The 12,939-nt window shown below is 59.3% G+C and carries 11 protein-coding genes and 2 pseudogenes; 8 read left to right on the plus strand and 5 right to left on the minus strand.

Annotated elements, in window-relative coordinates; translation table 11 throughout:
- The first annotated feature begins 270 nt into the window (after positions 1 to 270).
- Entirely contained in the window at positions 271 to 1,380 is a 1,110-nt protein-coding gene (locus QA644_RS33045; protein WP_283073203.1) for a sulfite oxidase, read from the plus strand.
- 183 nt (positions 1,381 to 1,563) lie between these two features.
- Here QA644_RS33045 and QA644_RS33050 read toward each other — a convergent pair whose 3' ends face one another.
- Positions 1,564 to 1,836 carry a hypothetical protein gene (locus QA644_RS33050; RefSeq protein WP_127856949.1) on the minus strand — a complete coding sequence of 91 codons (273 nt, stop codon included), beginning with the start codon at positions 1,834 to 1,836 and terminating at the stop codon, positions 1,564 to 1,566.
- A 623-nt stretch (positions 1,837 to 2,459) separates the two neighbouring features.
- On the opposite strand from QA644_RS33050, the gene QA644_RS33055 reads away from it, so the two are divergent.
- From QA644_RS33055 to QA644_RS33070, 4 genes are all read left to right on the plus strand, one after another.
- Positions 2,460 to 3,110 (plus strand): MSMEG_1061 family FMN-dependent PPOX-type flavoprotein, encoded by a 651-nt coding sequence (locus tag QA644_RS33055; RefSeq protein WP_283073204.1) that lies wholly within the window; start codon positions 2,460 to 2,462, stop codon positions 3,108 to 3,110.
- A 66-nt stretch (positions 3,111 to 3,176) separates the two neighbouring features.
- On the plus strand, positions 3,177 to 3,566 hold the full coding sequence (locus QA644_RS33060; protein ID WP_283073205.1) for a cupin domain-containing protein: 390 nt from the start codon (positions 3,177 to 3,179) through the stop codon (positions 3,564 to 3,566).
- 118 nt (positions 3,567 to 3,684) lie between these two features.
- Entirely contained in the window at positions 3,685 to 4,674 is a 990-nt protein-coding gene (locus QA644_RS33065; protein WP_283073206.1) for a DUF2332 domain-containing protein, read from the plus strand.
- A 457-nt stretch (positions 4,675 to 5,131) separates the two neighbouring features.
- Complete coding sequence (locus QA644_RS33070; protein ID WP_283073207.1) at positions 5,132 to 5,938, plus strand: class I SAM-dependent methyltransferase; 807 nt, start codon at positions 5,132 to 5,134, stop codon at positions 5,936 to 5,938.
- Between the two features lie 97 nt (positions 5,939 to 6,035).
- Here the strand turns inward: QA644_RS33070 and QA644_RS33075 are convergent.
- Together QA644_RS33075 and QA644_RS33080 are read right to left on the minus strand one after the other, a co-directional pair.
- A pseudogene (locus tag QA644_RS33075) lies at positions 6,036 to 6,678 on the minus strand (tyrosine-type recombinase/integrase).
- A 233-nt stretch (positions 6,679 to 6,911) separates the two neighbouring features.
- A complete protein-coding gene (locus QA644_RS33080; protein WP_283073208.1) occupies positions 6,912 to 7,412 on the minus strand; it encodes a GFA family protein in 501 nt (166 codons plus the stop codon).
- Between the two features lie 335 nt (positions 7,413 to 7,747).
- On the opposite strand from QA644_RS33080, the pseudogene istA reads away from it, so the two are divergent.
- The 3 genes and pseudogenes from istA (at position 7,748) to QA644_RS33095 (ending at position 10,969) form a co-directional block, all read left to right on the plus strand.
- Positions 7,748 to 9,300 (plus strand): annotated as a pseudogene (istA, locus tag QA644_RS33085) (IS21 family transposase).
- An 18-nt stretch (positions 9,301 to 9,318) separates the two neighbouring features.
- Positions 9,319 to 10,095 (plus strand): IS21-like element helper ATPase IstB, encoded by a 777-nt coding sequence (gene istB / locus QA644_RS33090; protein WP_283073209.1) that lies wholly within the window; start codon positions 9,319 to 9,321, stop codon positions 10,093 to 10,095.
- A gap of 364 nt (positions 10,096 to 10,459) precedes the next feature.
- Positions 10,460 to 10,969 carry a nucleoside kinase gene (locus QA644_RS33095; RefSeq protein ID WP_283073210.1) on the plus strand — a complete coding sequence of 170 codons (510 nt, stop codon included), beginning with the start codon at positions 10,460 to 10,462 and terminating at the stop codon, positions 10,967 to 10,969.
- Between the two features lie 399 nt (positions 10,970 to 11,368).
- Here QA644_RS33095 and QA644_RS33100 read toward each other — a convergent pair whose 3' ends face one another.
- Together QA644_RS33100 and QA644_RS33105 are read right to left on the minus strand one after the other, a co-directional pair.
- A complete protein-coding gene (locus QA644_RS33100) occupies positions 11,369 to 12,439 on the minus strand; it encodes an adenylate/guanylate cyclase domain-containing protein (RefSeq protein WP_194730436.1) in 1,071 nt (356 codons plus the stop codon).
- A 3-nt stretch (positions 12,440 to 12,442) separates the two neighbouring features.
- The gene (locus QA644_RS33105; RefSeq protein WP_194731870.1) at positions 12,443 to 12,937 is read right to left on the minus strand and encodes a Rab family GTPase; all 495 of its coding nucleotides are present in this window, start codon (positions 12,935 to 12,937) and stop codon (positions 12,443 to 12,445) included.
- Positions 12,938 to 12,939: the final 2 nt, after the last annotated feature.

Genomic DNA, 12,939 nt, shown 5'->3' on the forward strand with positions numbered 1-12,939 from the left:
CATGACGCATGGCGGAAGCCACAAAGCGGAACGGCCGCCTTGAGCTGGCCGAACGAATTGCAGCGACGTCCGACATGAGGCGCAAAGCGGTCAAGACCGCCGTCGGCCCCTTTGCTGCCGTTCGAGGTCGATCCGAGGAACGTGCGGTATGTGCTAGAATGCGGCCCGAAGGCGGAATGCGACAGACGCACTGCGAGGGGCGGTGTGATCGTACCGGAATTCGCGCGACCGAGAGCCGACGTTGTGCTCTTGAAAGGGGAGACGAGGACGATGCCGACACCACAGCAACCCAGTCTAATAGTTCGACAGAAATCCCCACAGAACATCGAGTTTCCGTTTGCGTCGCTCTCCGATTGGCTGATCCCAACCGAGCTGTTCTTCGTGCGAAACCATTTCCCGTCGCCGGACCTCGATGCGCGAGACTGGAGATTGCGCGTTGGCGGGGCGGTGGAGCGGCCGATCGAACTTGACCTCGACAGCATCAAGGCGATGCGGAGCACGACTTTCACCGCCGTCGTCGAGTGTGCAGGGAACGGGCGCGTCTACTATGTGCCGCCGAAGGAGGGGTTGCAGTGGCAGAACGGAGCCGTCGGCAATGCCGCGTGGACAGGTGTTCTTCTGCGCGAGATTTTGGAAATGGCGGGCGTTAAGCGAACCGCACGTGAGGTTCTGCTCGCAGGCGCCGACAGCGGCGTCGTCGACACGAACAAGAAAACGGCTTCTCCCGGCCCCATCGCTTTTGCGCGCAGTTTACCGCTTGAGAAGGCCATCGTTGACAGCACGATCCTTGCCTATTCGATGAACGAGGAGCCGTTGACGCGCGATCACGGCTACCCGCTACGCGCGGTCGTGGGTGGCTGGTTCGGCATGGCTTGGGTCAAGTGGATCACGCATATCACGGTTGTGGAGCAACCGTTCCTTGGCTACTGGCAGGCGCGCGACTATTTCCGTTGGGAGCGCAGCCTCGGGGAACCCAGGCTGGTCCCCCTTGCGGAGATGGAGGTCAAAGCGCAGATCGCGCGTCCCGTACAGGGGGCGCATCTCATCGCCGGCCAACCGTACCGGATTTTCGGAGCCGCCTGGAGCGGAGAGGCTGTTATCCGGCAGGTGCAGGTCTGCACCGGAGATGGCAGGGGCTGGCGCGAGGGAAGGCTCCTCGAAACAGAACGTCCCTTTGCATGGCGCTTGTGGGAGTACATGTGGACCCCTGAAGAAGTGGGGCGATATATACTGCGATGTCGCGCGATCGATGGGGCGGGGTGCGTGCAGCCCGACCTCCAGCGTTCCGACTGCGAGAGCTACGCGGCCAATTGGATCGTTCCGGTGGAGGTTACGGTCGTTCCCGAGCCACAGACGTACGAGGAGGAATTCGTGATCTAATCACCCGCATGGGGCGGAATGGCGGCTTTTGGCGCAACTGCGACCCGCGTTGTCACTGCGTCATGTCCGCTTTGCAGCAACACCGACGGGTGGCTCGATGACCATTATGGGGCGCTTTCCAGAATGACCGGAACCGCACCGCAATCGCTGACCAAACCCTTCTAACCTTGGCCAGCGGAGCAATCACCTTTGCGATTCGACCAGGATCACCAAAGACTCTGGCACCACTCCATCGAAGGCCATCGCATCCGCGGCTTCCTTGCTCTGCATAGCTTTCATCATGGCGTCCATGTCCGGAACGTCCATAAGAACGGCCACCCGAGTCGGATTTTGTGGATCTACAAATGTTCGTATGTTGGTCACGCCGAGCGGACCAAAAAGCTCTTTGCGCTTCGGCGAGTCGAGCCAGTGCTTCGCTCCCTTTGTGATGTTATGGTGGCCAATGACTGTCGGCATTGCATCCTCCCTATCGTGACGGCGAAGGCCGGCATCAACCAGGAGTGCCAAGATCCATCCCCGTCGAGCCACGGAGCGCCGTTTTGGTTGGACTGTCAATTATTTCGTTAAGGGCGCGCGGAAGAACGATTCGGAGAGGGCGTTTCTTCCGGACGGTTCGACCTCAATGAACCAGGATCGCGGTCACGCGGCTGTGGCTATTGACATGTGATAAGCGCAAACAGCCGGACAACAACTGCAAGGACTCGCGTGGCAGATATCGGGATCCGGCGCTGGGGTCGGAAAGGGCAGTTGCGGGCGTAGGGCTGCCAGTCATGACCCGGCGGGCCAAGGTCGTCTTCGGGTCGACTGCGGTCGCACAGCGAAGGTCCGTTTCGGAGAAGCGGCTGGAATGTCAAGAAATGGCGCGTCCCGCTGGTTCAAATACCTGACTCGCAGAACGCCAGAATCGAGCACCGAAAGACTGGCTGGGGTGGTGAGCCGACTTTCAGTCGCACAGCTGAACGGCTCAAATGCGCGCCAGAACGCGACGCCGGCAGGGAATGGCTCGTCAACGGAGTTGCGGTCGCGCGATCCTTTGCGTCATACTACGTAACGTAGGTACGCGGAGAGGGACCGGCATCATGCAAGACCACGAGAGCAGTCTTCGGCGCCGTTTCCGCGATGTCATCACGAGCGAAGAGCAATTGCGAGCGGTTTTGGGGGCGCCCACAGACCGAGCGGTTGCCAAGGTCGTTCGATTAATTGACGAACATGCTCGCCGCTTCATTGCTCACGCGCCTTTTGTGTTCGTAGCGTCCGCCGGCGCCGATGGCATGCTCGACGTCTCGCCAAAGGGCGATCCCGCCGGCTTCGTCAAGGTGCTGGACAAAAGAACTCTCGCCATTCCAGACCGCCCCGGCAATCGTCGACTCGATACTTTCCGTAACGTCCTGAGCAACCCGAATGTCGGCCTGATTTTCGTAATCCCCGGTGTGACCTACACCCTTCGCGTGGCCGGCAAGGCGCTCATCGTCCGTGATGCTGAGCTGCGTGAGGCCTTGGCTGTCAACCGCAAGCTCCCTGAGCACATACTCGTCATCGAGATCTCGCACGTACTTTCTCATTGCCCGAAATGCATGGTCCGCTCGGGCTTGTGGCAGCCGGAAGCGTGGCCTGATACCAGCAACGTTCCCTCGTTTGCGGAGATGTTGGTCGCCCACGGCAAACTCGCGGAGACGGTTGAGGAGATGCAAACGATCATCGACACGGGTAATCGCGACCGGCTCTACTAACTTGATGAACCACCGGTTGCCGGCTTCATGCGGACGCGGCGTGCTACTCTGCCAACAGAGGGGATCATGCAGATTATCGATCATAACCTTCAGCCGACAGAAGAGTGGCGTCCCGGCGTGTTGACCAGAATGCGCGTTTCTGCGGTCACCGAGGCAGCCACGCTCTGCATATTCGAACAGTGGGTCGCACCAGGAAGTGGCACACGTACTCACACCCATCCCGTCGAGGAAGTCTTGACCGTTCTGGAAGGCCAAGCCGAGCTGTGGTTGGATGATGAACGAGAAACAGTATCGACGGGACAATCAGTCATCGTGCCGGCCGGCAGCTGGCATGGCTTTCGTAATACCGGAAGCACGACATTGCACATGCAGGCCATACTGGCCGCGCCAACCTTCGAGGCCTCTTTCGAGGGGCAGCCGGAAGTGACGAGGCATTGGGCTACCGCAAAAGCGTAACACCCGCCGTCTTGACGACCGGAATGGGTCGAACTTGTGTAAAAACGCCGCGCCCGGCTTCAATCTGATCCGTGGATCGTGTACTGTGACGAGACGTCGGGATCGGAGATCAGCGGATATGGGCGAGGAGGGCTTGGCCGAAATCTCAGCCCGATATATTCGCTTCGCCGATACGGAGGCTCACGGTCGGTCGCCGCTATACGAGAAGTTGGCTCGTGCGGTCGCTGGGGACCGGGAAACACTCGGCTTCCTGTCGACCCTCCCGGACGTGAAGCGGCAACCGAACCTTCTGCTCGCCGCGGTGCGTCACCTGTTCGGCACGCCGACAGGATGGAACGAGTTTCGCCAGGCGCTTCAGGCTAATCCCGACGCTATCCGCTCACTAATGCTCGAGCGCTCGACGCAAACCAACGAGCCGGGAAGGTGCGCCACATTACTCCCCGTACTGGCGCGCTTGCCGCAGCCGCTGGCCCTCCTGGAGGTCGGGACTTCCGCAGGCCTCTGCCTCATGCCCGACCTCTACAGCTACGATTACGGGCGCAAGGCGATCCGCGCACCCGCGATGGCCGCGGAGCCGCCTGTCTTCCGATGTTCCGCCAGTGAGACAACGCCGATGCCTGCGGCCGCACCGCAGGTCGTCTGGCGGGCAGGACTGGACCTGAGCCCGATCGATGCTTCGGACCCCTCGCAAGTCGCATGGCTTGAGACGCTGGTCTGGCCAGAGCAGACGGCGCGGCTCGCCAATCTGCGGGCGGCCGTAAAGATCGCTGCCACGGTCAAGCCCCGAGTGCTGGAGGGCGACCTGCGCGGGAGCGACTTAGTGCGGCTCTGCAGCGAAGCTCCAAAGGATGCTACCCTCGTCGTCTTTCACACAGCCGTCCTCGACTATGTTTCCGACCCCGCAGACAGAGAGGCTTTCGCTGAGCAGGTGATGCGTCTCTCTCCGTATTGGGTATCGAACGAGTTCCCTCGCGTATTCCCGTGCATCGCCACGTGCGCCGGAAAAAGCCGGCCGCCAGGCCGCTTCCTCCTATCTGTGAACGGCTCCCCTGTCGCTTGGACCGACCCGCATGGCGCCTCGCTCGAATGGATCGCGGACGAGGCGTAGGCGGCTGGCAATGACAAAGTCTCCAAACCGCTCGCCAAAGGTCAGCTATAGGTCCGACTCGGGCCGTTGCGCGAAGGGCAGCTTTGAGGGAGCGCCATGAAGGTCGCCTTATGGCGCGTCCCGCTGGTTCAGGCACCTGAGCCGCAGAACGGCCGAAATGAGCGTCGAAGGACTGGGTGGGGTGGGAGGCGGCCGTTGCCGCGAGGGCGAAGGTTCGGCCGTATTGCGCGCATACCCGCCGTTCGACCTACGCGGATCGAACTGGTCAAACCGACCAAAGCGGGAACTTCGGAGCACCCCCGGCGGAAAGGCCAGTGTGGTTTCAGGGGTTGCCACTGCGTCATGTTTCTTGGGAAGCGCAAATAAGGTTCCGCTGGATTGCCCGGTGTGACGGCGATGCGCGCAGCCCGCATGACCGTGTTAAGGTCCATTCTTGATTGAGGGAGGATGGCAAGTCATGGAAACCGCACAACTACGATATAATTGGACTGATTCCGACGTCTACGAGGCTTTCATGGGACGCTGGAGCGAACATCTGGCAAGCCCATTTCTCGCCCGTGTCAATGTCGCTCCGGGCGGTCGCGTACTCGATGTAGCCTGTGGGACAGGTGTGTTGACGAAAGCACTGGCCGAGGCGGGCGCGCATGTGATCGGTGTTGATGCATCGGAGGGATACCTGGAAGGAGCCCGCCTTCGTCGATCCCACCCCAATATCGCGTATGAACACGGCGATGTCCGGCACCTGCGGTTCGACGATGACGTATTCGATGCGGCCGTTTCCTCGCTGGCCCTGGACGTTATCCCGGAAATTGAACAGGTAGTTGCCGAGATGAAGCGCGTGACCCGTCCGGGCGGCGTGGTCGCGTCCGCTGTTACTCAGTTCTTTGGTGGCATGCCCGCCTTCGACCTCGTCTATAATACCGGTGCTGTGCTTGATACCGACGTCGCCAGGATGAGATCCATGCGGGCGGGGCGAACGCACTTCTGGCCTAACGGTCAGGCGGCGTTGTGGCGGAAGATCGGCCTCGCCGAGGTGACGGAGGTTCCCGTTGTCGTAGATTGCGAGTATCAGTCCTTCGCGGACTATTGGGCTACGTTCACCGATGGCCCGGGCAGCGTCACAGGCATGTTGATGGCACTTTCGGATGACGCCCGCGGTTCGATCGAGCAGCATGTTCGTGCCGGGTATCTAGTTGGCTTGCCCGATGGACCCCGATCATTTCCCATGATGTTCCGTGTGGCGCGTGGCTTGGTCCCAGCCTGATCCTGGAGGCCATGCAATGGGGCCCGCGAGGGCCTGGTGGGGCAAACTGCGACGTCTATCGAAACTAGGTGAATGTCCGCTTCTGCATTCCGGTCGCTCAAGGCAGTCCGACTGCTCTCGTGCCAACGGCGGTCGCCGTCCCATCCTCGATGTCCACGCCCAGGTACCTAACCGTGTTCTCGATCTTGGTATGTCCAAGCAGGATCTGGATTGCACGAAGATTGCCTGTCGCTTTGTAGATCATCGCGGCCTTCGTGCGTCGAAGCGAGTGCGTGCCGTAGTCTTCGCATCGTAGCCCTTGCAGTGACCCACTCATCGACCAATCTGGCATATTGGCGAGTGCTGAGATGATCGGCATGATCGACCCGGCTGGGAAAGGCGTAGTCGTCAATTGTACCGCCTCTCCGTTCAAGCCACGCAAGCAAACTTGCCCTGACGTCGGCCGTGGTCTCGAACTGTACGGGACGTCCGGTTTTTTGCTGGACGACCATGGCACGAGTTCGGATTTCTTGACCTGTGACGAGGGTTCCGATCTTGATCTTAACCAGATCGCAGCCTCGCAGCTTACTGTCGATTGCGAGATCGAACAGTGCCCGGTCTCGCATGCGCCCCTCCCTATCGAGGAAGAAACGAATTGCCCAAATCTGGCGCTGCTTAAGGGGCTTCTTTACGCCGACCTTCCGGCCGGCGTTCCATGCCAGTCGACCCAGTGCAGCAGGATCGTATTGTGCGATACCCATTTGAGTTCTCCTTCGGCCACCATTGGCCGTCGGAAAAACGTGCGAACGCAAGGAGCGGCGGGGCCGGAAGCTGACAGGCTGCTTCGAGGCACGAATTAGCTAAAGAGCAGACCTTCAGGCACCCTGCGTGCATCATCTTGAAAGTAAGCTGTTGCTGTCGTTGGTTTCCGGCACGACGGCTTTTCGGAATAGAGCAACGGACAGCGCCGCACTGGCAACCGCCGGAGTAGGACTTAGCCATCACGCCCCCTCACCGCCCATGAGGTGGTATCGTGATCGGGGTGCTGGTTGTTGCTCTCCTTGATCGCCGCGGCCCAGTCGGCGCCGTTGTATTCGGTCGCACCGGTATTTTCTATGCCCGTGATCGTATCGAACCATGCCACCATGTTCTCGGTGCAGGTATTGGCACGCGGCGAGAAGGCGTGCGGATCGTCAAGCGAACCGATCATCAGGTTGGTGCGACCGTTTTCGAGGTGGTGGAAGAACAATGGCGTGCCGCAATTGGCGCAGAAGCCGCGCTCGACAAGCTCCGAGCTCTTCCAGACGCTCGGCTTGCCGCGTGTCCAGGTGAGCGCATCATCGGGCGCGGCGACGAGCGCGGCAAAGATGTTGCCCGAGGCTTTCTGGCACATGCGGCAATGGCAGAGATGCGAATTGTCAAGCATAGCGGTTGCGTGGTAGCGCACGGCACCGCACTGGCAGCCGCCGCTCACCTCCATCTCGATGCGTTTCATTTTTTCTCCTCCTTCAAGAGGCGGGTTTGGGCTTAATCTCTTTTAGGTTTTCGTCTTTTGATCGTCCAGCAGAAGAATGGACCCGATCACGCCTTCTCGACCGTCTGCCCATAACTTCCGCTTCAACCGTCGGTTAAGCTGCGGGTTTCGGTAATTCGCGGACAGGGATTCCATTAAATCCCGGACAGCGATTTCACTAAATCCGGGACAGCATTTCCGCTAATTCCCGGACAGCGATTCCGGTAAATCCCGGACAGTCTTTCGGCGATAAAGAGATCGACTTTCGCACGCGCCGTCTTGCCATTCTGGACCCCGATTTGAAAGGGGTGCGGTGAATGGCGAGACGGAAGCAGGCGAGGCTTACGAGTGTGAAGGACATTCGATCGATATTGAGACTGACGCACGAACAGGGCCTTTCCGTTCGTGCGATATCGGAACGGCTGAAGATCAGCAAAACGACCATTTCAACCTACCTACTGCGGGCGCGTGAGGCCGGGCTGACGGGCTGGCCGTTGCCGCCTGGGCTTGACGAGGACGCTGTTTTGCAGCGCCGCCTGTTCCATCGTCGCGGCCGCCCGCCCCAGGACATGCACGAGCCCGACTGGGGCAAGATCGCCAGCGAACTGAAGCGAAAGGGCGTGACGCTGACGCTGTTGTGGCAGGAATATCGCGGACGGCACCCCAACGGTTATGGATATACATGGTTCTGTGAGCGTTTCGCCGCTTTCGAACAGCGCGCCAGCGCCACCTTCCGCAATCGCCACATTGCCGGCGCGGCGATGCAGACCGACTACGCCGGCCACACCGTCCCGGTGATCGATCCGGCGACGGGCGAGATCCGGCTGGCGCAGATCTTCGTCGCCGTTCTGCCCGCCTCCTTGTACACCTTCGCCTATGCAAGCTTCACTCAACGGCTGCCGGACTGGATCGAGGGTCAGCAACGGGCACTGAGCTTCTTCGGTGGCGTGACGAAAGCGATCGTCTGCGACAACCTCAAGGCCGGCGTTGCCAAGCCCTTGTGGTTTGAGCCGACCATCAACGCCACTTTTGCAGCGTTCGCCGAGCATTACGACACGACGATCCTGCCGACCCGTCCAAAACGGCCAAAGGACAAGGCAAAGGTCGAAGGCAGCGTTCTCATCGTTGAGCGCTGGATCCTGGCGCGGCTGAGAAACGACCGCTTCTTCAGCCTCGTCGATCTCAACGTGCGGATCAGCCAGCTTCTCAACGATCTCAACAACCGGCCGATGCGACGGGTTGGCAAATCCCGACGTCAGCTCTTCGAGGAAATCGAGGAAGACGCGCTCGCACCCTTGCCGGCAACTCCATTCGAATATTCCGAATGGAAATCGGCAAAGGTTCATCCCGACTATCATGTCGAGGTCGACAAGTGCTTCTATTCCGTTCCCCATCGTCTGATCGGCCGCCAGGTCGATGTCCGGCTCACAAGCCGGATCGTCGAGATATTCCACGATCACCAACGTGTCGCCAGCCACCGCCGGACGTCGCAGCGAGCTGGTCATGTCACCGTCAACGAGCACATGCCCAAAACGCATCAGCATTATGCCAACACCACACCGGCAAGCCTTGTGAAGCAGGCCGCAAAGATTGGTCGCAGCACGGCGATCCTGATCGAGCGGCTGATGCGCGACAGGCCCCATCCCCAGCAGGGATACCGCGCCGCTCAAGGCGTTCTATCGCTCGCGCGCCGGTTCGGGCCTGAGCGTCTTGAGGCGGCGTGCGATCGGGCACTGACGATCAATGCGCTCAGCTATTCCTCCGTCAGCACCATCCTCAAATCCGGCCTCGATCAGGCTCCGCCCGTCGCCGAGCCGGTCAAGCCGCCCCAGCGCACGGCAACATCCGCGGCAGCTCCTATTACCAGTGAAGAAAGGAAGACACTCACATGCTCACACATCCAACCCTCGACCAGATGCACGCACTCGGTCTATCCGGCATGGCGGCAGCTTATCGCGAACTGGCCAATCAGCCCGAGGGCAGCGATCTCAACCGCGATGAATGGCTGGGCCTGATGCTCGACCGGGAGATGGCCGTGCGCGGCGACAAGCGCCTGACCAGCCGGCTTGCAATCGCCAAACTGCGCTTCCCCGACGCTTGCATCGAGAACATCGACTTCGCCGCCCATCGCGGCCTTGACCGCCGACAGCTTCTCACCCTGGCCCAAGGCGAATGGCTCAAAGCCCATGAGCACTTGATCCTGACCGGACAAACGGGAACGGGCAAAACCTGGCTTGCCTGCGCCATCGGACGGCAGGCGGCCCGCCTCGATTATTCCGTTCTCTATGTCCGGATGCCCCGTCTCTTCGAGGATTTGGCGCTGGCGCGCCTCGACGGTCGGTTCCCTCGATTGGTCGACAAGCTCGCGCGTGTTCAATTGCTCATCCTCGATGACTGGGGAACCCATGCGCTCAGCGATCAGCAGCGGCTCGATCTCCTGGAAATCTTCGAAGAGCGCTACCGCCGGAAATCCACTCTGATCACCGCCCAACTCCCCGTGGCGCAGTGGCACGAGATGATCGGGGAGCCGACGATCGCTGACGCCATCCTCGACCGCATCGTCCATAACGCCCATCGAATTGCACTCGAAGGAGACAGCATGAGGAAGCAAAAACCACGACCGCTCTTGACCGAAGCGCGAAACGCCGAAATCAATAACCCATGACATCAACCAGGCGAACGAAAGTCGATCCCCCGAGACTGTCCGCGATTTAGTGAAACGACTGTCCGGGATTTACCGGAATCGATGTCCCGTTAATCCGAAATCCGCAGTTAAGCGGTGGCCGAAGCTCGCAGAGACTGTTGGGTGGGTCCGCAGCCGCGAAGTTCCGGTGCGGGCGCTGGCGAAGTCCGCTTTTGGAAGTTGCTCAACGTGGCTTTGACGACCGATATGAGGCGCTTATCCGCTAGACATTCGCCACTAATCCGAAAAGTACCGAAAGCTGTCCTTGATCAGGTGAGTTCGTTGGTGGAGCGTCCGCACGTAAAGTCTCTTCTCACCGGATTGAAGGCCATGATAAACGGCGCCTATGGGAATTAAGAACTATCTGATCGAAGGCGGTTCCGGCACTGGAAAAACGTCTGTCGCTACCGAACTGGAGCGGCGGGGCTACCATGTCGTCCATGGTGACCGGGTCTTGGCCTATGTCGGCGACCCCGAGACAGGCCAGGCACTCGCAGGACCACCCACAGGCGCGGACCGCATCGTTTGGGGATACGCGCACTGGATCTGGCCTGTCGACAAGGTCCGCGCTTTTGCTGCCGACACCACCCATCCTATCACCTTCTTCTGTGGCGGCTCGCGCAATTTCGATAAATTCCTAGACCTATTCGACAAGGTTTTCGTGCTGGACATAGACGTTGAGACATTGAACCGACGATTAGATGGGCGGCCGAATGAGCCGGGCTTCGAGCCGGCCGAGCGGGCGTTGGTACTCCGCTACCATCATACTCGGGGATACCTCCCCGTCGGCATCAATATCGACACGGCAGATACCGTCCCAAGTGTCGTCGACGATATCCTCGCTCAACTCACCTGAAGCCCTGAAAGTATTGTGAATGGGATGGGAAGCACTCGATTATTGCGGGAAAGACGCTAGCCGCCTGAACGGCTCACTGGCGGCATTGTCGCTTTCGTAGCCGACCGGCAGCTTTCAGAACGACAAACCGGGTGTGTCAACGACCGTCTTGCGGGCGCGAAGCTGCCATGGCGTCTCGACAGCAAGGGGGCCGAGAGCAGTAGGTCCGCTTGTGGCGCAGGCAAGAACGATAGCGGACTTAAATCTCCAGGATCCGATGTTCTGAGTTGACCCAGGACAGACCTTTGGCGGTCGCTCGGTGGTCGACTGCTTCGCGCACCTCTGCGGACATTCGAAACCATGATGTTTGATTAGTTTGAGATGCAATGCGTTCCAGGGTCGGCACTGCCAAGCGGCAAATCAAGCCGGGAGCCGCCACATTCGCACACGACCTGTACCACGCAATTCCGTTTCCTCGAGTAGGTCGCAAGCAAATTTTGGTCCAAGCAGTTGGTGAGTTGCATCCGAAATACGGATCTCATCGGGCTCCGCGGACGTTTGAATGCGTGAGGCGAGATTAACGGTCTCGCCCCACAGGTCATAGGCGAACCGCCTTTTGCCTATGACGCCAGCGACGATTGGTCCCGAGTGAATTCCAATTCTGAGTCTCAGCGGTTCTCCTGCGAAGCGTTCGCGCTTAACCGCCTTCCGCAGTTCAAGTGCATAGTGCGCGAGGGCTTCTGCATGATCGGATCGCGCGGTGGGCAGGCCAGCGACCACCATCACACAATCGCCGATTGTCTTGATCTTTTCGCAGCCGTATCGTTCCGAGAGCCGATCCGCCGCCTTGAAGAAGTAATTTAAGATAGCGAGCGTCGTCACGGCTCCGACGCTCCGCGTTCTTTCCGTAAAACCGACGATGTCGGCAAAAAGCACACTCACCTCTGCGTGGTTGTCTGCAATTTTTTTGTGCGCTTTTAACCGCTCCGCGATCGACGCCGGAAGAATGTTGAGGAGTAGGGATTCGGCGCGCTGGTATTCACGCGACAATCCCTCCTGGCTCTTCCTCAACGCCTCGTTCGTCGATTGTAATTTCTCGTTGAGTTGACGCTCCCTCTCTTGCAGGAGCGTCATTTCATAGGCCTTCTGTTGAAGCCGCTGCTTGTTGTCGCGTTCGGCAGTGGCGTCAAGAAAGAGCAGCCACACGCAGGCATTGCCGGCAAAAAGATGAAGGTCCGCGACACGCCCGCTGGGCAGTTCGACCATGGCCATATGATATGGAAGCTCCGGGCAAGGCAGCAAACCTTCCATAAATTCAAGCTGATCGGCAACAGGCTTGCCAATGCGAAGCGATGAGAGCCCGTAATGTTTAACGTTACCGCCCTTCGCAGCTATGCAAAGCTGGGCGTCAATTTTCAGATATGCGACAGAGTGCTCATTGTAGAAGAAATCGTAAATCCAGCTTCCGACTTCTCTTGGCAATCTATGCATGGTCTATTTGGTGACCATCGAAGCAAGCTGACGAAACGCATCATCAACATGTTCACCCGAAAGCGCACTTGTTCGATAGATTTGCCATCCAAGTTGCCTGAGTTCGTTAATCTCACTATCCGATATTGCCCACCGATCGGCCAGGTCGGATTTGTTGAACAGCAATACAAACGGCATAGCGCCGAATTCGGCCTCGGCCCGCTCGCGCAGAGTGAGCGCCACGGCAAGAGTAGCGGCGCGGGTTCCATCGACGACAAGCACGAGCCCGGTCGCACCCCGCACATTGCTGACGCGGAATGAGCCGATATCGTCTTCGCCGGCCAAATCCCACAAAATTAGATCCACGGTTTTGTCCGGGAGTGCGACACTCTTCTTGTCGATTTTCACTCCCACCGTGGTCAAGTAGGTATCTGAAAAGATGCTTTGCACAAACCTGCGAACCAGACTCGTCTTTCCGACAGCGAACCCACCCAACATGCAGATCTTTTTTTGCAATATCC

The organism is Rhizobium sp. CC1099, assembly GCF_029714385.1.
In the GTDB taxonomy this organism is placed as follows: domain Bacteria; phylum Pseudomonadota; class Alphaproteobacteria; order Rhizobiales; family Rhizobiaceae; genus Rhizobium.

What these genes read in the sequence shown, in the direction of transcription:
- QA644_RS33045 (WP_283073203.1), top strand. Translation starts at nt 271, where the DNA reads ATGCCGACACCACAGCAACCCAGTCTAATAGTTCGACAGAAATCCCCA.
- QA644_RS33050 (WP_127856949.1), bottom strand. Translation starts at nt 1,836, where the DNA reads ATGCCGACAGTCATTGGCCACCATAACATCACAAAGGGAGCGAAGCAC.
- QA644_RS33055 (WP_283073204.1), top strand. Translation starts at nt 2,460, where the DNA reads ATGCAAGACCACGAGAGCAGTCTTCGGCGCCGTTTCCGCGATGTCATC.
- QA644_RS33060 (WP_283073205.1), top strand. Translation starts at nt 3,177, where the DNA reads ATGCAGATTATCGATCATAACCTTCAGCCGACAGAAGAGTGGCGTCCC.
- QA644_RS33065 (WP_283073206.1), top strand. Translation starts at nt 3,685, where the DNA reads ATGGGCGAGGAGGGCTTGGCCGAAATCTCAGCCCGATATATTCGCTTC.
- QA644_RS33070 (WP_283073207.1), top strand. Translation starts at nt 5,132, where the DNA reads ATGGAAACCGCACAACTACGATATAATTGGACTGATTCCGACGTCTAC.
- QA644_RS33080 (WP_283073208.1), bottom strand. Translation starts at nt 7,412, where the DNA reads ATGAAACGCATCGAGATGGAGGTGAGCGGCGGCTGCCAGTGCGGTGCC.
- istB (WP_283073209.1), top strand. Translation starts at nt 9,319, where the DNA reads ATGCTCACACATCCAACCCTCGACCAGATGCACGCACTCGGTCTATCC.
- QA644_RS33095 (WP_283073210.1), top strand. Translation starts at nt 10,460, where the DNA reads ATGGGAATTAAGAACTATCTGATCGAAGGCGGTTCCGGCACTGGAAAA.
- QA644_RS33100 (WP_194730436.1), bottom strand. Translation starts at nt 12,439, where the DNA reads ATGCATAGATTGCCAAGAGAAGTCGGAAGCTGGATTTACGATTTCTTC.